The sequence below is a fragment of the Actinophytocola sp. NPDC049390 genome (assembly GCF_044466355.1).
In the GTDB taxonomy this organism is placed as follows: Bacteria; Actinomycetota; Actinomycetes; order Mycobacteriales; family Pseudonocardiaceae; genus Actinophytocola.
On sequence record NZ_JBITMQ010000019.1, the window covers coordinates 182,657 to 200,739 of the forward strand.

At 70.9% G+C, this 18,083-nt stretch carries 22 protein-coding genes; 14 read left to right on the forward strand and 8 right to left on the reverse strand.

From position 1 onward, the window contains the following. Positions 1 to 19 precede the first annotated feature (19 nt). The gene (locus ACIBVP_RS39970; RefSeq protein ID WP_396111766.1) at positions 20 to 685 is read left to right on the forward strand and encodes an AAA family ATPase; all 666 of its coding nucleotides are present in this window, start codon (positions 20 to 22) and stop codon (positions 683 to 685) included. Here ACIBVP_RS39970 and ACIBVP_RS39975 read toward each other — a convergent pair. Then, the gene (locus tag ACIBVP_RS39975; protein ID WP_396111737.1) at positions 629 to 1,345 is read right to left on the reverse strand and encodes a VOC family protein; all 717 of its coding nucleotides are present in this window, start codon (positions 1,343 to 1,345) and stop codon (positions 629 to 631) included. The two genes, ACIBVP_RS39970 and ACIBVP_RS39975, sit on opposite strands and share 57 nt — an antisense overlap. A 129-nt stretch (positions 1,346 to 1,474) precedes the next feature. Between ACIBVP_RS39975 and ACIBVP_RS39980 the strand changes: the two genes are divergently transcribed. From ACIBVP_RS39980 to ACIBVP_RS40000, 5 genes are all read left to right on the forward strand, one after another. After that, positions 1,475 to 1,867: a helix-turn-helix domain-containing protein gene (locus tag ACIBVP_RS39980; protein ID WP_396111738.1), complete on the forward strand. Its 393-nt coding sequence runs from the start codon at positions 1,475 to 1,477 to the stop codon at positions 1,865 to 1,867. 5 nt (positions 1,868 to 1,872) lie between these two features. Then, the gene (locus ACIBVP_RS39985) at positions 1,873 to 2,541 is read left to right on the forward strand and encodes a hypothetical protein (RefSeq protein ID WP_396111740.1); all 669 of its coding nucleotides are present in this window, start codon (positions 1,873 to 1,875) and stop codon (positions 2,539 to 2,541) included. A 107-nt stretch (positions 2,542 to 2,648) separates the two neighbouring features. Then, the gene (locus tag ACIBVP_RS39990) at positions 2,649 to 2,942 is read left to right on the forward strand and encodes a DUF2516 family protein (RefSeq protein WP_396111741.1); all 294 of its coding nucleotides are present in this window, start codon (positions 2,649 to 2,651) and stop codon (positions 2,940 to 2,942) included. Beyond that, positions 2,936 to 3,481: a YbaK/EbsC family protein gene (locus ACIBVP_RS39995; protein WP_396111768.1), complete on the forward strand. Its 546-nt coding sequence runs from the start codon at positions 2,936 to 2,938 to the stop codon at positions 3,479 to 3,481. The genes ACIBVP_RS39990 and ACIBVP_RS39995 overlap by 7 nt, the downstream gene beginning before the upstream one ends. Before the next feature lie 92 nt (positions 3,482 to 3,573). After that, a complete protein-coding gene (locus ACIBVP_RS40000) occupies positions 3,574 to 4,425 on the forward strand; it encodes a hypothetical protein (RefSeq protein ID WP_396111742.1) in 852 nt (283 codons plus the stop codon). Positions 4,426 to 4,523: 98 nt separating this feature from the next. On the opposite strand, the gene ACIBVP_RS40005 is transcribed toward ACIBVP_RS40000, so the two are convergent. From ACIBVP_RS40005 to ACIBVP_RS40015, 3 genes are read right to left on the reverse strand one after another with little or no spacing between them, the layout of a single operon-like run. Continuing rightward, positions 4,524 to 5,468 carry an isopenicillin N synthase family dioxygenase gene (locus ACIBVP_RS40005; RefSeq protein WP_396111743.1) on the reverse strand — a complete coding sequence of 315 codons (945 nt, stop codon included), beginning with the start codon at positions 5,466 to 5,468 and terminating at the stop codon, positions 4,524 to 4,526. Further along, positions 5,468 to 6,319, reverse strand: a complete 852-nt coding sequence (purU, locus tag ACIBVP_RS40010) for a formyltetrahydrofolate deformylase (protein ID WP_396111744.1) — start codon at positions 6,317 to 6,319, stop codon at positions 5,468 to 5,470. The genes ACIBVP_RS40005 and purU overlap by 1 nt, the downstream gene beginning before the upstream one ends. A gap of 10 nt (positions 6,320 to 6,329) precedes the next feature. Then, positions 6,330 to 7,046 (reverse strand): maleylpyruvate isomerase N-terminal domain-containing protein, encoded by a 717-nt coding sequence (locus tag ACIBVP_RS40015; RefSeq protein WP_396111745.1) that lies wholly within the window; start codon positions 7,044 to 7,046, stop codon positions 6,330 to 6,332. Between the two features lie 35 nt (positions 7,047 to 7,081). Here ACIBVP_RS40015 and ACIBVP_RS40020 point away from each other — a divergent pair, with 35 nt between their 5' ends. Continuing rightward, entirely contained in the window at positions 7,082 to 7,654 is a 573-nt protein-coding gene (locus tag ACIBVP_RS40020) for a dihydrofolate reductase family protein (RefSeq protein ID WP_396111746.1), read from the forward strand. A gap of 256 nt (positions 7,655 to 7,910) precedes the next feature. Here ACIBVP_RS40020 and ACIBVP_RS40025 read toward each other — a convergent pair whose 3' ends face one another. Then, on the reverse strand, positions 7,911 to 8,666 hold the full coding sequence (locus tag ACIBVP_RS40025; protein ID WP_396111747.1) for a MerR family transcriptional regulator: 756 nt from the start codon (positions 8,664 to 8,666) through the stop codon (positions 7,911 to 7,913). Positions 8,667 to 8,728: 62 nt separating this feature from the next. On the opposite strand from ACIBVP_RS40025, the gene ACIBVP_RS40030 reads away from it, so the two are divergent. Continuing rightward, positions 8,729 to 9,559 carry an ADP-ribosylglycohydrolase family protein gene (locus ACIBVP_RS40030; protein WP_396111748.1) on the forward strand — a complete coding sequence of 277 codons (831 nt, stop codon included), beginning with the start codon at positions 8,729 to 8,731 and terminating at the stop codon, positions 9,557 to 9,559. On the opposite strand, the gene ACIBVP_RS40035 is transcribed toward ACIBVP_RS40030, so the two are convergent. Next, positions 9,546 to 10,340 carry a class I SAM-dependent methyltransferase gene (locus ACIBVP_RS40035; protein ID WP_396111749.1) on the reverse strand — a complete coding sequence of 265 codons (795 nt, stop codon included), beginning with the start codon at positions 10,338 to 10,340 and terminating at the stop codon, positions 9,546 to 9,548. The two genes, ACIBVP_RS40030 and ACIBVP_RS40035, sit on opposite strands and share 14 nt — an antisense overlap. Next, positions 10,319 to 10,807 (reverse strand): DUF2505 domain-containing protein, encoded by a 489-nt coding sequence (locus ACIBVP_RS40040; RefSeq protein WP_396111750.1) that lies wholly within the window; start codon positions 10,805 to 10,807, stop codon positions 10,319 to 10,321. Before ACIBVP_RS40040 ends, ACIBVP_RS40035 begins: the two co-directional genes overlap by 22 nt. A gap of 25 nt (positions 10,808 to 10,832) precedes the next feature. On the opposite strand from ACIBVP_RS40040, the gene ACIBVP_RS40045 reads away from it, so the two are divergent. Next, positions 10,833 to 11,900 carry a UDP-N-acetylmuramate dehydrogenase gene (locus tag ACIBVP_RS40045; protein ID WP_396111751.1) on the forward strand — a complete coding sequence of 356 codons (1,068 nt, stop codon included), beginning with the start codon at positions 10,833 to 10,835 and terminating at the stop codon, positions 11,898 to 11,900. Positions 11,901 to 12,060: 160 nt separating this feature from the next. Here the strand turns inward: ACIBVP_RS40045 and ACIBVP_RS40050 are convergent, their stop codons facing one another. Further along, positions 12,061 to 12,813, reverse strand: a complete 753-nt coding sequence (locus ACIBVP_RS40050; protein WP_396111752.1) for an SDR family oxidoreductase — start codon at positions 12,811 to 12,813, stop codon at positions 12,061 to 12,063. Positions 12,814 to 12,962: 149 nt separating this feature from the next. Between ACIBVP_RS40050 and ACIBVP_RS40055 the strand changes: the two genes are divergently transcribed. From ACIBVP_RS40055 to ACIBVP_RS40075, 5 genes are all read left to right on the forward strand, one after another. After that, a complete protein-coding gene (locus ACIBVP_RS40055; RefSeq protein ID WP_396111753.1) occupies positions 12,963 to 14,117 on the forward strand; it encodes an Ig-like domain-containing protein in 1,155 nt (384 codons plus the stop codon). After that, entirely contained in the window at positions 14,114 to 14,935 is an 822-nt protein-coding gene (locus ACIBVP_RS40060; protein ID WP_396111769.1) for an alpha/beta fold hydrolase, read from the forward strand. Before ACIBVP_RS40055 ends, ACIBVP_RS40060 begins: the two co-directional genes overlap by 4 nt. Positions 14,936 to 14,980: 45 nt before the next feature. Beyond that, positions 14,981 to 16,261, forward strand: a complete 1,281-nt coding sequence (gene mshA / locus ACIBVP_RS40065; protein ID WP_396111770.1) for a D-inositol-3-phosphate glycosyltransferase — start codon at positions 14,981 to 14,983, stop codon at positions 16,259 to 16,261. Further along, positions 16,258 to 16,755: a YbjN domain-containing protein gene (locus ACIBVP_RS40070; RefSeq protein WP_396111754.1), complete on the forward strand. Its 498-nt coding sequence runs from the start codon at positions 16,258 to 16,260 to the stop codon at positions 16,753 to 16,755. The genes mshA and ACIBVP_RS40070 overlap by 4 nt, the downstream gene beginning before the upstream one ends. Before the next feature lie 430 nt (positions 16,756 to 17,185). Continuing rightward, positions 17,186 to 17,947 (forward strand): phosphoglyceromutase, encoded by a 762-nt coding sequence (locus ACIBVP_RS40075; RefSeq protein ID WP_396111755.1) that lies wholly within the window; start codon positions 17,186 to 17,188, stop codon positions 17,945 to 17,947. Positions 17,948 to 18,083 lie beyond the last annotated feature (136 nt).

Below are 18,083 nucleotides of genomic sequence, written 5' to 3' on the forward strand. Positions count from 1 at the left end.
TCACCTGCCCGTGAACCCCATGATCTGCGCGGGGTGCGGTCGCTGGACCGACGAACCGCGGGTCGAGACCGACGGCGCCGGCACGGTTCTCGTGTGTGTCGTGTGTGGACACCGAGAGCCGTACCGGCGTCTTCCGCTGTTCGCGGTCACCGGTCCGTCCGGCACGGGCAAGTCCACGGTGGGCCGGATGCTGGTCGACCGGCTCGCCGACGTGTGCGTGGTCGTGGAGCAGGACCTGTTGTGGGTCGGCGCGTTGCGCGACCCGACCGGTGACTCGACCGCGTTCCGCGAGACCTGGCTGCGGCTCGCGGCGAGCCTCGCCCAGTCGGGCCGTCCGGTCGTCCTGTGCGGCACGGTCGCGCCGCCGCAGTTCGAGTACCTGCCGGAACGCGTGTTGTTCAGCGACATCCACTACCTGGCGCTGGTGTGCGACGCGGACGTGCTCCGCGCGCGGCTGCTGGCCCGTCCCGCCTGGCGCGGCTGGGACGAGGCCCGCATCGACGAGATGCTCGACTTCGCGGAGTGGGTGCGCACCGCGGACACCGAGCCGCCGATGACACGGCTGGACACCACGACCGCGACCGTCGCGCAGACCGCCGACGTGATCGAGGCGTGGGTGCGTGCCCGGCTAGGGCCGGGCGATGATCGACAGTTCGACGCCGAACGGGTCACGGAAGGTCGTTGACCTGCCGTAGGGCGTGTCGTCGACGGTGCCGCCGCCCGCCTTCGCGAGCGTCGCGTCGGTGTCGGCGACCTCGAAGCACGTGCCCCACGCCGACGACGGCGCCCCCGGCACGCCCATGATGCCGCCGACCTCGTGCCCGTCCGGGCGGCGCAGGAACGTGAAGTCGAAGTCCGGCAGGTCCGGGTTGCCGTCCAGGGTGAAGCCGAAGACCGCGGGGTAGAACGCGCGGGCCGGCCCGGGGTTCCCGGTCACGAGGTCGTTGCGCACCAACGTGTCCGGCTCGTTGACCAGGCGGCAGCCGGGGAACGTGCCGCCCTGCCACAGTCCGAACACCGCGCCGGTCGGGTCGGCCGCGAACGCCGCCCGGCCGAGGCCGCCGACGTCGTGCGGCTCCTCGCTGACCGTGCCGCCCGCCGCGTCGACCGCCTTGGCGGTGGCGTCGCAGTCGTCGGTGGCGAGGTACACGGTCCAGCCGCCCTCGCCGGTGCTGATCCCGGCCACCGGCACGCCCCTGAGCAAGCACAGGGTGCCCAGCGGGCTGTCCTCGAAGGACCACCCGAACACCCGGCCGTAGTACTTCTTCGCCGCGGCCACGTCCGGCACGCGCAGTGTCACCCACGTGGGCGTTCCGAGTGGCTGGTTCTCGTTCACGTCGCTCATGATGGGAACGCTAGAGGGCATGTAGGTCAGATCCGGTCCTACTTGCGACACGCGTCACGACTGCAAGCAGTGTGCTTGCAACTGCTAGCGCCCGAGCGTACCGTCGGTGGTGTCACGAGGAGGTGGCGGATGAACGAGAACCCCATCGACAAGGTCGCCGACCTCGGACGGGACATCGGCGAGTACATCAAGCAGCAGCGCAGCAACGCGAAGATCTCGCTGCGCCAGCTGTCGAAGCTCGCCGGGGTGTCCAACCCCTACCTCAGCCAGATCGAGCGGGGCCTGCGCAAACCCAGCGCGGAGATCCTGCAGCAGATCGCGAAGGGTCTGCGGATCTCGGCGGAGGCGCTCTACGTACAGGCCGGGATTCTCGACCTGCCGCAGGGCGGACCGGTGGTGGACGCGGTGCGCGCGGACACGACGCTCACCGAACGTCAGAAGCAGGTGCTGCTCGACGTGTACGAGTCCTTCCGCCGCGAGAACGCCACCACCACAGCGTCTGAACCTGAGAACAAGGAGTGAGAGACATGGCCGCATTGCTGCCCACCACGGAAGACGTCCGCAAGGCCCGCGAGCAGGCCGTCGCGGTCCTGAACACGGCCGCCGAGAGCGTCCGCACGCCGCTGCTCGCCGCGCTCGGCGCGGGCGACCTGGCCACGCACGCCGTGATCGACGCCGTGAACAAGGCTCGCACCAAGGTCAACGAGGGCACCGCCGCGGTGCCGAGCGACCTGACCGGTCTTCGCGAGCGGGTCGACCCGGCCGAGCTGCGCAAGCTCGTCGACGAGTACACCGAGGCAGCGCAGAAGCTGTACCAGAAGCTGGCCGACCAGGGCGAGGACGCGCTGACGAAGCTGAAGGCCGACCCGCGCGTCGGCAAGGCCATCGACCAGCTGGAGGAGGCCATCGCCACGCTGCAGGAGCGCGTCGGCGACGTGGCCGGTGACGCCCGCGAGCTGGCCGACGAGGTCCTCGCGAAGGTGACCCGCCGCACCCGCTCGGTCGGCGAGAAGGCCGCGAACAAGGTCGAGCGTGCCGCCGAGGACGCCGCGCTGGCCGTCGAGGAGGCGGGCGGCGAGGTCGCGCACGACGTGCGCAGCGCCACCCGCAAGGCCGCCAACCGCACGGCCCCCAAGAAGCCGGCGACGCGGACCACCACCGCGACCACCCGCAAGACCAACGGCTCGGCCAAGTAACTTCTGTGCAGGTCAGCGCCCCCGGTGCCGGTTCGGTGCCGGGGGCGTGGCATGTCCACGCACCGGTCCGCTGGTCACGACGCGGCGTCCGCACGTAGTCTGGGTGGGTGCCGGCAGAAGCGTTGTGGATCCTCTGGATCATCAAGTGGCTCGCGGTCCCCGTCGGGGTCTACGCGTTCATCCACGCATTGATGCAGCGTCCGGACGCCTACACCGCGATCGACAGAATGACGAAACCGGCCTGGCTGGGCATCACCGCGGGCGGCACCGTGGCGTTGATCCTCTTCGACGCCGCGAGCATCGGCCTGATGTTCTGGATCGCGGGTCTCGTGGCCGTGCTCGTGTACATCGTGGACGTGCGACCGCGGCTCATCGAGGTGCAACGCGGGAACCGCTGGTGAAGTGGACGATCGCGGGCTCGCTGACCGTCGAGCCCGCCGCCGAACACCCGGAACTGCTGGCCGACCCCGTCGCGAAGGCCCTCGCCGCGCTACCGGACCCCGGCGACGTCGGCGTCGCCGCGATCGACCCGGAGCTCGCCGACACGGCCGCGTTCTGCGAGGCGTACGGCTCACCGCTGACCGCGTCCGCGAACTGCGTGGTCGTGTCGGGCAAGCGCGCCGGTGAGGAACGGTTCGCGGCGTGCCTCGTGCTGGCGACGACCCGCGCGGACGTGAACGGGACCGTGCGCAAGCGCCTCGACGTCCGGAAGGCGTCCTTCGCGCCGATGGACACCGCGGTGGAGCTGACCGGGATGGCGTACGGCGGCATCACGCCGCTGGGACTGCCCCCGGAATGGCCGCTGCTTATCGACGCGGCGGTCGCGGCCGCCCCGGAACTGGTCGTCGGCAGCGGCATCCGCGGCAGCAAGCTCCTGATCCCGGGCCCGACACTGGCCACACTCCCGAACGCCGAGGTCATCGAGTCCCTGGGCCGCTGACGCACCGAAGGGCCCCTCGATCACGTCCCTCAATCTTGTCATCGCCAAGATTCGTCGCTATCTTGTCAGTGACAAGACTGAAGGGGGATCCGATGAGTGTCGACCTGGGATTGGTCCGGCAGATGTGGCGGCTCATGGAGCCGGTGCACGCGCTCGTGTACTACGCGCCGGAGGTGTTCGCCCGCTTCGCGAAGCTGGGCTTCGACACTGAAACGCGGTGGCCGAGCTACTTCCCGCTCCGCTCGGCGCCGCTCGGCGCGGTCGGGCCGGAACTGGTCGCCGCCACCTTCTACAGCTTCAACCCCGCCATGGTCCGCGAGCACATTCCGGCCGCCTGGCGGACCGCCACGCCCGACGACGTCCTCGCCGCCCGCCGCGACGGCGTCGACGAGGCGCTCGGCACGCTCACCACCGCCATCGACCTGCGCGAGGCTGTCGACCTCGCCCGCCGCCTCGTCGACGGCGTCAGCACGGTCGGCCGTCCCCTCGGCGCCGCCAACGCCGACCTGCCGTGGCCGGACGAGCCGCACCTGGCCCTGTGGCACGCGGCCACCGTCCTGCGTGAGATTCGCGGCGACGGGCACGTGGCCGCGCTGCTCACCGCGGGGCTCGACCCCGTCGAGTCGCTGGTCTCGTTCGCGGGCGTCGGTGCCGCGCCACGGGCGGTGTTCGCCAGTCGCGGCTGGTCCGACGAGGACTGGGACGCCGCCGCGCGCAGGCTCGTCGAGCGGGGCTGGCTCGACGAGGACGGCTCCGCCACCGACGCGGGCCACGCGGGCCGCGACGAGGTCGAGCGCATGACCGACGAACTGGCCGCCCCCGCCTACCGGGCGCTGGGCGCGGAACAGTTGGGACGGTTCGCGCAACTCGTCATGCCGGTCACCATGGCGGTCGTCCACACCGGTCTGTTGCCGCGACAGAGCACGCTCGGGCTGAGTCGCTGAAAGGGTCGCTGATGTGGGCGGGCGGGAAGCCCGCCGCACGCGAACTTCCCGCCCTCGTTGATTGGCTTGAGGCCCCAAGAAGTAAGACGCCGCACAGATCAGAAAGGTTGCGTCAGCTCGCCACGCAGTTGCGGGAAGACTTTCGCGACCTTCGCTGTCAGGTAGTCGCCGTAGGTGCCCTCGAACGCGAGCGGTGACTGACCGTCCCACCGGCGTCGCCCGTCCTGCCCGACGGCCGCGCGGTCGGGCAGCGGCGGCACCTCGGCGCCGAAGTCCGGGTCGAAGAAGAAGGGGAACGACAGCCGGTCCCTTCCGGACGTGTTCCGCACCCGGTGCGGCGTCGACCGGTACCAGCCGCCGGTGAGCCGTTCGAGCATGTCGCCGATGTTGCACACGAACGTGTCCGGCAGTGGCGGCGCGTCGACCCACCCGTCCGGCGTGTGCACCTGGAGGCCGCCGTTGTCGTCCTGCAGCAGCAACGTGAGCAGCCCGTAGTCGGTGTGCTCGCCGACGCCCCAGCCCGGGTCGTCGGCGGGCGCGGGCGGGTAGTGGAAGATCCGGAACAGCACGGTCGGGTTCGCGGTGTACCCGGCGGAGAAGTAGTCGGGCGCGAGGCCCAGGCTCGCCGCCACACCCCGCAGCACGTCCTGTGCCACGCGTGTCATCTCGTCCAGATAGGTCAGCACGAGCGAGCGCAGCTCCGGCACCTGGCGCGGGAAGAGGTTGGGGCCGTGCAACGGAAGCGGATGCCCGGCGGGCACTTCCGCGCCGAAGTACAGACCCTCCTTGCGGTCCTCCTCGCCGGACGTGAGCTCCGCGCCGACCGGGAACCAGCCGCGCCACGCCTTGCCGCCGCGGGCCATCGCGATCTCGTCCTTCTCGTTCTCCGGCAAGGCGAAGAACTCCCGTGCCGCCGCGTCGAGCGCCTCGCGGAGGTCTCCGGGCACCCCGTGCCCGGAGACGTAGAAGAAGCCCGTCTCGCGGCACGCCGCCTCGATCCGCGCCGGTACGTCCCGTTCGGACAGGTCGATGACGGGCAGCACTACAGCACCACGGTTTTGTTGCCGTGCACCAGGATCCGGTTCTCGAGGTGCCAGCGCAGCCCGCGCGACAGGACGACCTTCTCGATGTCGCGGCCCTTGCGCACCATGTCCGGCACCGAGTCACCGTGGTCGACGCGGATCACGTCCTGCTCGACGATCGGCCCGGCGTCCAGTTCGGCGGTGACGTAGTGGCAGGTCGCGCCGATCAGCTTCACGCCACGCCGGTGCGCCTGGTGGTAGGGCCGCGCGCCGACGAACGACGGCAGGAAGCTGTGGTGGATGTTCAGCGCCCGTCCCGCCCACGCCGCGCACAGGTCGGCGGGCAGGATCTGCATGAACCGCGCGAGCACGATCGCGTGCGGGTCCGCGGCGTCGACCAGTTCCGCCACCTTCGCGAACGCGGTCTCCTTGTCCTCACGGGGAAACGGCACGTGGTGGAACGGGATGCCGTGCGCCTCGGTGATCGTGGCCAGGTCGGCGTGGTTGCCGATCACCGCAGAGACGTCCACGTCCAGCTCCCCGGCCGCGACCCGGCCCAGGATGTCGTACAGGCAGTGCCCTTCCTTCGACACGAGGATCACCACGCGGCGCCGCTCGCCGGTGTCGAGGATCTGCCACTCCCCGCCAAGCGATGCCACGGTCGCGCCGAACCGGCTGCGCAGCTCGGCCGCGTCGAACGGCAACGAGTCGGCGGCGACCTCCTGGCGGGTGAAGAACCAGCCGGTGTCCGGGTCGGTGTGGTAGGCGGCCTCGACGATCGTCCCGCCCGCGTCGGCGAGGAACGACGCGATCGTCGCCACGATGCCGATCTGGTCCGGGCAGCCGAAGGTGATCACGTAACGGCGGGCCATGGCCGTCCTCTCAGGGAGTGCGCAGTGCGGCGACGAGAGCGGGGTCCCCGTTGACCACGGCCGTGCTCGGCCGTTTCCACAGGGCACGGTAGACCGCGTCCGCGGTGCCCACCAGCGAGGCGTCCGTGTCCAGTTCGGTGGCCTTGCCGATCTCGGGTTTCCCACCCTCGGTCAGGGTGACCTGCCAGGCGTGGCCCGCGTCGGCGGCGTGCACGAGGACGGTGCCCGCGACCTCGGCGGGGAAGCGGGCGACCATGACGTGGAGCGCCTCGTCGACCCCGTCCGCGGCGAACTCGGGCTCGAACACCAGGTGCGGCACGTCGTCGCCGTGCGCGGCGTGCTCGGCGTCGAGCCGGTGGATCGCCGTCTCGTGTGCCTGCCGCCGGGCCCAGAAGCTGGTGCCGTGGAAGTGCGCGAAGGCCCACGCGGGCTGGCCGGGCCCACGCCGCGCCAGCTCGTCGAGCATGGTGGTGAGCGTGGCGTCCCAGAAGGCGAGCAGCTCGTCCCAGTCCTCGGGCGGCCGCTCGGTCCTCGGCGCCTCGCCGTCCGGATCGGCGTCGAGGGACAGCACGACCTGGGCCTGCACGCGCGCGACGTGCCGCACCAGCCGATGCACCGTCCACCCTGGACACGTCGGCACCTGTGCGCCCGGCCCGGCGGCCACCGCCGCGGCCCGCAACGCCGCCGCCTGCTTGCGGGTTTCCGTGAGGTATTCGGCGAACTCCACGAGCCAGACCTTAGCCGTCGGTAGCGTGTCCCGTTGTGCGCAAACTCGTGTATTTCGTCGCGACCACCATCGACGGCTTCGTGGCGGGCCCGGACGGCGCCGACCCGTCCGGCTTCTGGCCCATCCCGCAGGACTACCTCGACCACCTCGTCCGCGAGTACCCGGAGACGCTGCCCGGTCCCGCGCGGGCGGCACTGGGCGTCACCGCGACGGGCGCCACGTTCGACACGGTCGTCGAGGGCCGCAACAGCTACGAGATCGGCGTCAAGGCGGGTGTGGCGGATGCGTTCCCGCACCTGCGACACATCGTGTTCTCCCGCACCCTCGGCGAGAACGAGCACGTCGAGGTCGTCGCCACCGACCCCGTCGCCAAGGTCCGCGAGCTGAAAGCCGAGCCGGGCAAGGACATCTGGCTGATCGGCGGCGCCACCCTCGCGGGCGCTCTCTACGGGGAGGTCGACCGGCTGATCGTCAAACTCGGCCCGCTCACCCTCGGCGCCGGGATCCCGTTCAGCAGGACCGGTTTCGACCTGCGTCTGTGGCGGCTCACGAACCACCACGTGCTCGACACCGGCGCCCTGTTCCTGACGTACGACCGGACCGAGTGACCGGGGATCTGCAGCTCCCCGCCCACTTGTCCACAACCGCACCGGTTATCCACAGCCCGCCCTGCGAACCCCCGGACTGTCGGCCCCCACTGGTAGACTGGCAAGGCGGGTGGCCCCCGGGATCGGGTGGGGTTTGCCACCGGCCGCGTTTGTCACCGAGCCGCGTTGTCACCGAGCTGGGCGCAAGCCCAGCTCGGGCAGACCGGCCCTCTCGGCGACCTGCCGTCCGTTGAGGACACCCGGCACGGGGCGTGATCTACAGGCGAGCCTGCGCGTAGGCGGCCATGGCCTCGCGCATGAACTCGGCCAGACGCGGGTCCGTCCTGTCGAAGTTCGCGCGGAACCTCGGGTCGTCGGCGTACAGGTCGCCGAGACCGGTGTAGGACTCGCGGTTCGGCGTCCAGTAGCCGGATGCCAGCCAGCGGTAGTGGCCGTCGACCACGTCGAGCACCTCGGCGTCACCCGGCTCGTGCCCGGCGTCGATCAGCGCGACCAGCGCGTTCAACTGCTCGGCCCACTTCTTGCCCTCGGACTGCCACCACTCCTTGGACTTGCCCTTGACGTGCGCGTTCGCCGCGTCCACCTGCTCGGCGCCCCAGCGCTCACGCGCCTCCTGCTGCAACTCCTCCTGCTTCGCGGAGTCGAACCCCTCGAACCAGTGGTCCATGTTCGTCATGTTCTCACCTCCTTCCAGTTCGTCGATCGTGCGTGACACGGTCCGCGCGAGCCGCGCGAAGCGGTCCCGTTCGGTCAGCAGCCAACGCCGGTGCATCTTCAGCACCTCGACCTGGTCACGGCCCTGCTGGACGATCTCCTTGATCGCCTCCAGCCCGACGCCCAGCTCCCGCATCACGAGGATCTGCTGCAGCCGCAGCAGCTGTTCCTGCTCGTAGTAGCGGTAGCCGTTGCCGCCGACCCACGCCGGCGGCAGCAACCCGATCTCGTCGTAGTGCCGCAGCGTCCGGGACGTCACCTTCGACATCTTCGCGACCTGCGCGATCGACCACGTCATGGGAAGAACGATAGAAGTTGACGTAACGTCAAAGTCAAACCCGATGTGGTACCAAGCACGCCGTGCATGAACACGCTTACGCCAGCCTGGTGGGCACCGCCGTCGGCGACGCGCTCGGCGAGGGCCTCTACCTGCGGGACAACGCGATCCACCGGCGACTGCCGCCCGCCCCGTGGCGGTGGACGGACGACACCGAGATGGCGTGCTCGGTCCTCCACGTCCTCCGCACCCACGGGCACGTCGACCCGGACGCGCTCGCCGCGAGCTTCGCCGCCCACTACGACGTCGACCGCGGCTACGGCACGGGCATCGACGTGATGATGCGTGACGTCGCCCGCGGCGCGAACCTCCGCGAGCTCGCGACCCGCACGTTCGGCGGCACTGGCTCGTGGGGCAACGGCGCCGCGATGCGGGTCGCGCCGCTGGGCGCGTGGTACGCGGGTGATCCGGCACGCGCGGCGGCGGAGGCGGCGGTCTCCGCGGCGGTCACGCACACGCACCCCGAAGGCGTCGCGGGTGCCGTGGCGGTCGCGGTCGCCGCCGCGGTGCCGGCGGAGCACATGTTCGCGGAGGTCCTGCGCCACACACCGCCCGGCGAGGTACGCGCCGGGATCGAGAAGGCGGCCGTGCTCGACGCCACCCCGGAGGACGCCGCGGCCGAGCTGGGCGCGGGCGGCCGGGTCAGCGCGCCGGACACGGTGCCGCTCGCGTTGTGGGTGGTCGCCCGGCACCCGAACGACTACGAGGAGGCCGTGTGGGAGGTCGCCGCGCTGGCCGAGGACGTCGACACCCTGTGCGCGATCGTCGGCGGCGTGCTCGCGTCGCGCGTGGGCCTGGACGGCATCCCGCTGCCATGGCGGCAGTCGGTGGAGCCGCTGCCTAGCTGGGTGTGACCGCCGCCCAGTCCAGCGTCACCTCACCCAGGCGCCAGCGGCGGCGCCGGTCCAGCACCGGCCAGTCCGCCGCCAGCAGCGCCACCGCCTCGGTCCACCGGGCCCGCGGGCCGAAGTTCGCGTACGGGGCGGCGCGGGCCCAGCAGCGGTCGAGCGCGGTGAACAACGCGTGCACCCGTTCACCGGGCACGTTGCGGTGGATCAGCGCCTTTGGCAGCCGTTCGGCCAGGTCCGAGGGCTGCTCCAGGTCGCAGGGCAGGCAGGCGAGCGTGAGGGTGCGGGGGCCCGACGCGTCGAGCGTGACCCAGCAGCAGCGCCGACCCAGCTCGTCACACGTGCCCTCGACGATCAACCCGCCGGGCGCGAGCCGCTCCCGCATGACGGCCCAGGCGCCGGCGACCTCCGCCTCCTCGTACTGGCGCAGCACGTTGAACGCGCGCACCAGCACCGGCCGCGTGCCCGCCAGCTCGAAGCCGCCGCGCCGGAACTCCAGCCGAGGCGGGTCGGCGGCGAAGGCGGCGGCATCGACCCGTGCCGGGTCGATCTCCAGCCCGAGCACCCGCACGTCCGCGCGCACGGTCGCGAGCCTGCGCGCCAGCTCGACGGACGTCACCGGAGTCGCGCCGTAGCCGAGGTCGACGACCAGCGGGTCAGGGGTGTCGATGGCGTTCCGGACCCACGGCGTGCCGGTCACCCAGCGGTCGGACCGCCGCAGCCGGTTGGGGTTGGTCGTGCCACGAGTGGCGTTGCCGAGTGGCCTCAGCTGCGCTCGGCGAGCCACTTCTCGGCGTACTCCGCCTCGGCCGCCAGCAGCTTCGTGACCTGCTCCGCGACCACCTTCTCGATCTTCCCGCCGACCAGCGGGATACCGACCTTCACCTCGGCCTTGATCCACAGCTCACTGCCGGTGCCGCGCGCGGTGAGCTGCCCGCGCGACGAGATGTGGGCCGGCACGCCGCTGATCGTCGCCTTGCCCGCCGACTCGAACCCGCGCCAGCGCTCCTCCCGCTCAACGACGAGGTCACCGTTGAGGATGGACCGGACCGCGCTCGGCAGTCTGTTCGCGTCGACGCCCTGCCGGAGGCGGAACGCGGCGGAGTCTCCGGAGCGCTGGTGGTCGAGCAACGCGGCCGACTTGCCACCGATGTCCCGCAGGCGCGCGGTGAGGAAGGCCTCATCCACCAGGGTGGAGAGGACGTCGTCGGCGGTCGCGGCGAACGTGGCGCGGTGCTCGAAACGGCTGGGCATGAACGGGAGGTTACCGTTGGAGCCCATGACGAGCCTCCCCCTCGCCGCCGTGCCGCTGTCCGGCTACACGACACTGCGCGTCGGCGGCCCCGCAACCCGGTTCGTGTCGGCCGAGTCGGCGGAGGAGGTGGTCGCCGCCGTCCGGGACGCGGAGGACCGCCTGCTGGTCCTGGGCGGCGGCTCGAACCTGGTGATCTCCGACGACGGTTTCGCCGGGACGGTCGTCCGCGTCGCCAACCGCGGCAGCAAGATCGACTCCCTCGGCGACGGCCGCGTGGCCCTGACCGTCGAGGCCGGCGAGGACTGGGACGCGGTCGTGTGCCGGACCGTCGAGGCGGGACTGGGCGGCCTCGAATGCCTGTCCGGCATCCCCGGCTCCGTCGGCGCGACGCCGGTGCAGAACGTGGGCGCGTACGGCGTCGAGATCGCGCAGCTGCTCATGTCGGTGGACCTGCTCGACCGCGCGTCGGGCGAGGTCCGGACCCTGACCGCCGCGGAGCTCGGTCTCGGCTACCGGACCAGCATGCTGAAGAACACCGAACGCGCCGTGGTCCTCCGGGTCCGCTTCGAGCTGGCGGACGGCGGCCTGTCCGCCCCGATCCGGTACACGGAGCTCGCCCGCGTCCTCGGTGTGCGGCAGGGCCGCCAGGTCCCGGCGGCGGACGCGCGCGAGGCGGTGCTGGAGTTGCGGCGCGGCAAGGGCATGGTCCTCGACGAGGCCGACCACGACACGTGGAGCGTGGGCTCGTTCTTCACGAACCCGGTCGTGGCGGACGGCGAACTGCCGGGCGTGCTGGCCCGCATCGCGTCGGTGGTCGGCACGGACACCCCGGTCCCGCAGTACCCGGCGGGCGTCGGCACGTCGAAGCTGTCGGCGGCGTGGCTGATCGAACGCGCGGGCTTCGCGAAGGGCTACCCGGGCGACGGCCGTCCGGTCTCACTGTCCACAAAGCACACACTGGCCCTGACCAACCGCGGCACCGCGAAGGCGGCCGATGTCGTAGCGCTGGCAAGGGAAATCCGCGACGGCGTGTCGGCGAAGTTCGGCGTGGACCTCCACCCGGAACCGGTGCTGGTGGGCTGCGTCCTCTAGTGGGGTGTCCACCAATGTTGATGGGTTTATCGGTGGATCCAGGTTTCCGCTGGCAAGGCGCCGATCCTCCCTCGTACTGGGTGTACTTGGGTGGATCGGCAACGCCGCCAGCGGGAAGCTGGGCCGCCGAGAAACCCGGCGAACGTTGGTGGACACCCCACTAGTTCCGGAACGCGCGTGTCGCCGACGCCTGCGCGCGCGGCTTCATGACGATCTGGTCCAGGTTCACGTGCGCGGGCCGGGTCACCGCGAACGTGACCACCTCCGCCACGTCGTCGGCGGTCAGCGGCTCGATGCCCTCGTACACCGTCGATGCCCGCTCGTTGTCACCGTCGAAGCGGACCAGTGAGAACTCCGTCTCCACCATCCCCGGCAGGACCTCGGTGAACCGCACCGGCTCGCCGAGCAGTTCCCCGCGCAACGTCCGGTGCAGGGCCGACTGCGCGTGCTTGGCCGAGGTGTAGCCCGCCCCGCCGTCGTACACCTCGGTCGCCGCGACCGACGTGATCGTCACCACGTGCCCGTCGCCCGAGGAGACGAGCGACGGCAGCAGCGCCTTGGTGAGGCGCAGTGTGCCGAGCACGTTCGTCTCCCACATCCACCGCCAGTGGTCCTCGTCCGCATCCGCGATCGGGGCGATGCCGCGGGCGCCGCCCGCGTTGTTCACCAGCACCCGGCACGGCCCGGCCTCGGCCACGAAGGAGGAAACCGACGAGGGATCCGTCACATCGAGCGGCAGCGCCACACCGCCGATGGAATCGGCCAGTACCGTCAGCCGATCCAGGCGCCGAGCGCCCACGACCACCCGAAAACCGGCGTCGGCGAGGTGGCGGGCGGTGGCGGCGCCGATGCCCGAACTGGCTCCGGTAACAATCGCAGTGCCGAGGTTGTTCACGTTGACGATCCTGCCCACGCGGGTAACCCGGTTGGTGAGAGGGTTCGGGGTGATGACTGTCACACTCTCATGTCGCGCACCTGGACGGGGCTGGGGCGTCAATAGACGAAGAGGGATTAGAGCCAGGCGGAGGTTTGAACGTGAGATCCGGACGGCGGTTTCTCGGTATGGTCGCGACTCTGGTCGCCGCGATCGCGCTGCTCGCATCGTGTACGTCGGAGGGTGACGGCGGGGCGAGCGGCACCGGCGGTGGTGAACCGCTCGAGAAGAAGGAACCCGCCGCCAAGCTCGTGTTCGCACCGGAGATCGGCGCGAAGGACGTCTCGCCGGTCGAGCCCGTGAAGGTCACCGTGACCGGCGGCGAGCTGGTCGAGGCCACCGTCACCAACCCGGCTGGCAAGGAGGTCGCCGGGGAGATCGCGGCCGACAAGAAGAGCTGGACCAGTGCCGAGGTCCTCGGCTACGCGAAGGCCTACACGTACACGGTCAAGGCGGAGAACGCCGACGGCGAGGTGACCGAGAAGACCGGCGCCTTCAACACCCTCGCGCCCGCCACGACGCCGCGCGCCACGATCAACCCGGGCGACGACGCGACCGTCGGCGTCGGCATGCCGGTCAGCATCAAGTTCCCCGAGGGCGGCCCCGAGGACAAGGCGGCCGTCGAGAAGGCGCTGACCGTGGAGACCTCACAGCCCGTCGAGGGTTCGTGGGCGTGGATCAGCGACCGCCAGGTCGACTGGCGGCCCAAGGAGTACTGGCCCGCGAACACGCAGGTCACGGTGAACGCGAAGCTGTACGGCGTGGCCTACGGCGGCGGCGCGTACGGCAAGGCCGACCTGTCGACGGAGTTCAGCATCGGGCGCAACCAGGTCGTGAAGGTCAACACTCCGGAACACAAGATGGACGTCTACCGCGACGGCGCGCTCGTCGCGAGCTACCCGTCCAGCAACGGCAAGGACGCCGACCCGAACCTGAACACGCCCAACGGCACGGTGATCGTCATGGCGAAGGAGCCGGTCGGCGACTTCTCCAACCCGCGCTACGGGTACACGAACGTCAAGAAGAAGTGGGCCGTCCGCATCTCCAACCACGGCGAGTTCATCCACGAGAACGAGGAGAACCGCGCCAACATCGGCAAGGCGAACACCTCGCACGGCTGCATCAACCTGTTCGAGCCCGACGCCAAGGCGTACTTCGACAGCGCGATGATCGGCGACCCCGTGGAGATCACCGGCTCCAAGGCCGACTTCCCGACCACGTCCGACGTGTTCGACTGGCTGATCCCGTGGGAGCAGTGGCAGTCGATGTCGGCCCTGAGTTGATGGCGAGCATCACTGGGGAAGGTGGCGTCCGCGTCGCCTTCCGCACCGCTGGTGATCCGCAGGGGCCGCCGATCGTGTTCGTGCACGGCTGGGCGGCGTCCAGCGAGTCGTGGGCCGGGCAGTTGAGTGATCCTTCTCTCAGCGCGCACCGGCTCGTCGCCGTCGACCTGCGTGGCCACGGCGCCTCCGGCGTGCCCGCCGACGACTACGACGACCCGGCCGTGTGGGCGGGCGACCTCGCGGCCGTCCTGGCCCATCTCGGTCGTCCGGCGGTGCTCGTCGGCTGGTCGTACGGCGGCCTCGTCGTCACCGACTACCTGCGGGAACGCGGTACGGACGGGGTCGAAGGCGTCGTGTACGTCGGCGCGGTGACCGAGCTGGGACGAGGCCGCCCCGGCGGTGCCGTCGGCCCGGCGTGGGACGGCGTCATGCGCCCGATGATGTCCGAGGACCCGGACGAGGCCGTCCCCGCGCTCACCACGTTCGCCCGGCGGATGACGGCGCGGCCGCTGCCGGGGCCCGACCTCCAGCGGTACGTCGGCACCATGCTCCGCGTACCGCCGAACGTCAGGAAAGCGCTGTTCACAAGGGATCTGGGCAGCGCGGACGTGCTCGCGGCGATCGACGTGCCCGTGCTGATCACGCACGGCACGGCCGACACGGTCGTCGCCCCGTCGAGCGCGGAGTACGCGGCGGGGAAGATTTCCACCGCTGTCGTGCGTTGGTTCGAAGAAGTGGGACACATGCCGTTCGTGGAACGCAGTGCGGAGTTCAACGCGGCCCTGCTCGAGTTCGCGGGGCCGGTCGCCAACCACTAGTCGGGAGTGGATGTGACGGTCGGAGACGTGGGTTCGGTACTGCGCATGCGGCGGCTGCCGCGCCGGGTGGCCGTGCTGTCGCTGCACACCTCGCCGCTGGAGCAGCCGGGCACCGGCGACGCGGGCGGCATGAACGTCTACATCACGCAGACCGCCACCCGCATGGCGCGCCGCGGCATCGCGGTCGAGGTGTTCACGCGGTCCACGTCGTCCGACCTGCCGCCGGTCGCGGAACTGGCGCCCGGCGTGCTGGTCCGGCACGTCACCGCAGGCCCGTACGAGGGCCTCGGCAAGGACGAGCTGCCCGCGCAGCTGTGCGCGTTCACCGCGGGCGTGCTGCGGGCGGAGGCCCGGCACGAACCGGGTCACTACGACCTCGTGCACTCGCACTACTGGCTGTCCGGCCAGGTCGGCTACCTCGTGCGGGACCGCTGGGGCGTGCCGCTGGTGCACTCCGCGCACACTCTCGCGAAGGTCAAGAACGCCGCGCTCGCCGACGGTGACACCCCCGAGCCACGCGGCCGGGAGATCGGCGAGCAGCAGGTCGTGGACGAGGCCGACCAGCTGATCGCGAACACCGACGTCGAGGCCGCGCAGCTCACCGACCTGTACGACGCCGCACCGGACAAGGTCCACACGGTGGCGCCGGGCGTCGACCTGGACCTGTTCCGTCCCGGCGACCGTGCGGCGGCCCGTGCGGCGCTGCGCATCGCACCGGACGCGACCGTGTTCGCGTTCGTCGGCCGCATCCAGCCGTTGAAGGCGCCCGACGTGCTGCTCCGTGCGGCCGCCGAGCTGCTGGCACGGGGTGTGGTGGCGCGGGAACGCCTGGTCGTCCTGGTCGTCGGCGGCCCGTCGGGCACCGGGCTGGAGGCGCCGACCGCGCTGCAGGAGCTGGCCGCGACCCTCGGCATCGCCGACGTCGTCCGGTTCCTCCCGCCGCGCGGGGGCGCCGCGCTGCGGGACGTGTACCGGGCCGCGGACGTGGTGGCCGTGCCGAGCCACAACGAGTCGTTCGGGCTGGTCGCGCTGGAGGCGCAGGCGTGCGGTACGCCGGTGGTCGCGGCGGCGGTCGGCGGGTTGCCGGTGGCGGTGGCGAACCGGCGGTCGGGGCTGCTCGTCACTGGGCACCACCCGGCGACCTGGGCGTCCGCGCTGTCGCACGTGGCGTTGCGCCCGGACGTGCGTGCGTCGATGGGGGCCGGTGCCGTCGAGCACGCCGCCCGGTTCTCGTGGGACCGTACGACTGACGCGCTGGTGTCCGGGTACGCCGACGCCGCGAACGCGTTCCGGCGTGCGCTGTTCGAGACGGAGGTGGCGGTGTGAGTGACCTTCATGAGGTCATCGAGTCGGCTCTCGCGGAGCGGGAGCTGAAGTACACGAGCCCCGCGCCGGGCCGGTACTTCGTCACGCTGCCCGGCACGAAGAAGCTGCAGACCAACGTGTGGCTGCGGGTGAACCCGCACGCGCTGGTGATCGAGGCGTTCGTGTGCAGGCGGCCGGACGAGGCGCACGAGGACGTGTACCGGTTCATGCTGCGGCGCAACGCGAAGCTCTACGGGGTGGCGTACACGATCGACCAGCTCGGTGACATCTACCTCGTGGGGCGGGTCGCGCACGAGTCGGTGACGCCCGACGAGCTGGACCGGCTGCTCGGCCAGGTGCTCGAGGCGGCGGACGGGGACTTCAACACCCTGCTGGAGATCGGCTTCGCGTCGTCGATCCAGCGGGAGTACGAGTGGCGGGTGTCGCGGGGCGAGTCGCTCGCGAACCTGAAGGCGTTCGAGCACATGCTGACGCCGTCGACGCCCGAAGTTTGATTTTGTATGCAGGTTCGCGCGGCGGCTCGGGCGAGGGGGGAGTCGCGATCCCGAGCCGCCGCGCGTTAGGTCCCGCCGCGTCGGAGCCCTGAGCGGGGGGCACCCATGGGAATCCGGGCGGGGTACGGCTCGGCAGGGGAGACGAGCCGTACTGCTGCCCTCTCGGATCAGGGAGTGCGTGGGAGCTGATCCGCAAGGGCGGTGTCAACCTGTCAGAAGTCGGGCGGTTACACAAGGCCACTAACCGTGCCGCTATGGGGTAATCGCGTTCCGTAGGTAACAATTCGGCCACGACCCTTACGACAAAGCTCGACGCAGCGTTGATTGGAGCACTCAGGTTGGCCCGAATGGGTGGCCCGAACGGTGTGGTTCCAATTTCTTCGGGAGTGCGACACCCAGACCCCCGGTTCCGTCTGGCAGGCTGCTCGACATGTCTGGATCGATGCACGAATCCTCGGTGGGCACGCTGATCCTGCTTCGCCACGGCGAGAGCCTCTGGAACGCCGAGAACCTGTTCACCGGCTGGGTGGACGTGGCGCTGTCGGAGAAGGGCACGGCCGAGGCGCGGCGCGGCGGCGAACTGATGCGCGACGCGGGCCTGCTGCCGGACGTGGTGCACACGTCGGTGCTGCGCAGGGCCATCTCGACGGCGAACATCGCGCTGGACGTGGCTGACCGCCACTGGATCCCGGTGAAGCGCGACTGGCGCCTGAACGAGCGCCACTACGGCGCGCTGCAGGGCAAGAACAAGAAGCAGACGCTGCAGGAGTTCGGCGAGGAGCAGTTCATGCTCTGGCGCCGCTCCTACGACACCCCGCCGCCGCCGATCGAGAAGGGCTCGGAGTTCTCCCAGGACGCCGACGTCCGGTACGCCGGCATCGACGCCCCGCTGGCGGAGTGCCTGAAGGACGTGGTCGCCCGCATGCTCCCGTACTGGGAGACGGAGATCGTCCCGGACCTGCGCGAGGGCAAGACCGTCCTGCTGGCCGCCCACGGCAACTCGCTGCGCGCCCTGGTCAAGTACCTGGACCGCATCAGCGACGAGGCCATCGCGGGCCTGAACATCCCCACCGGCATCCCGCTGCGCTACGACCTGACGGAGAACCTGGAGCCGACCACCCCGGGCGGCACCTACCTGGACCCCACAGCAGCAGAAGCCGCCGCGGCAGCAGTAGCCAACCAAGGCCGCTAACCCCGCGAGTCGCGCCCCAGAACACCGCGAGTCGCGCGCGTCAACACACCGAGTTGTCGGTTTCGTGCAGGTGGGTGTGGGCGGCACCGACAACACACCAATCGTGGGTCCGCGCCTCGGCGGGTCTGGGGGGGCG

Excerpts from the sequence above, each read along its gene's own strand:
- ACIBVP_RS39970 (WP_396111766.1), top strand. The coding sequence starts at position 20 with ATGATCTGCGCGGGGTGCGGTCGCTGGACCGACGAACCGCGGGTCGAG.
- ACIBVP_RS39975 (WP_396111737.1), bottom strand. The coding sequence starts at position 1,345 with ATGAGCGACGTGAACGAGAACCAGCCACTCGGAACGCCCACGTGGGTG.
- ACIBVP_RS39980 (WP_396111738.1), top strand. The coding sequence starts at position 1,475 with ATGAACGAGAACCCCATCGACAAGGTCGCCGACCTCGGACGGGACATC.
- ACIBVP_RS39985 (WP_396111740.1), top strand. The coding sequence starts at position 1,873 with ATGGCCGCATTGCTGCCCACCACGGAAGACGTCCGCAAGGCCCGCGAG.
- ACIBVP_RS40000 (WP_396111742.1), top strand. The coding sequence starts at position 3,574 with ATGAGTGTCGACCTGGGATTGGTCCGGCAGATGTGGCGGCTCATGGAG.
- purU (WP_396111744.1), bottom strand. The coding sequence starts at position 6,319 with ATGGCCCGCCGTTACGTGATCACCTTCGGCTGCCCGGACCAGATCGGC.
- ACIBVP_RS40025 (WP_396111747.1), bottom strand. The coding sequence starts at position 8,666 with ATGACGTGGTCGATCGCGCAGGTCGCGAAGATGTCGAAGGTGACGTCC.
- ACIBVP_RS40040 (WP_396111750.1), bottom strand. The coding sequence starts at position 10,807 with ATGCCCAGCCGTTTCGAGCACCGCGCCACGTTCGCCGCGACCGCCGAC.
- ACIBVP_RS40045 (WP_396111751.1), top strand. The coding sequence starts at position 10,833 with ATGACGAGCCTCCCCCTCGCCGCCGTGCCGCTGTCCGGCTACACGACA.
- ACIBVP_RS40055 (WP_396111753.1), top strand. The coding sequence starts at position 12,963 with ATGGTCGCGACTCTGGTCGCCGCGATCGCGCTGCTCGCATCGTGTACG.
- mshA (WP_396111770.1), top strand. The coding sequence starts at position 14,981 with ATGCGGCGGCTGCCGCGCCGGGTGGCCGTGCTGTCGCTGCACACCTCG.
- ACIBVP_RS40075 (WP_396111755.1), top strand. The coding sequence starts at position 17,186 with ATGTCTGGATCGATGCACGAATCCTCGGTGGGCACGCTGATCCTGCTT.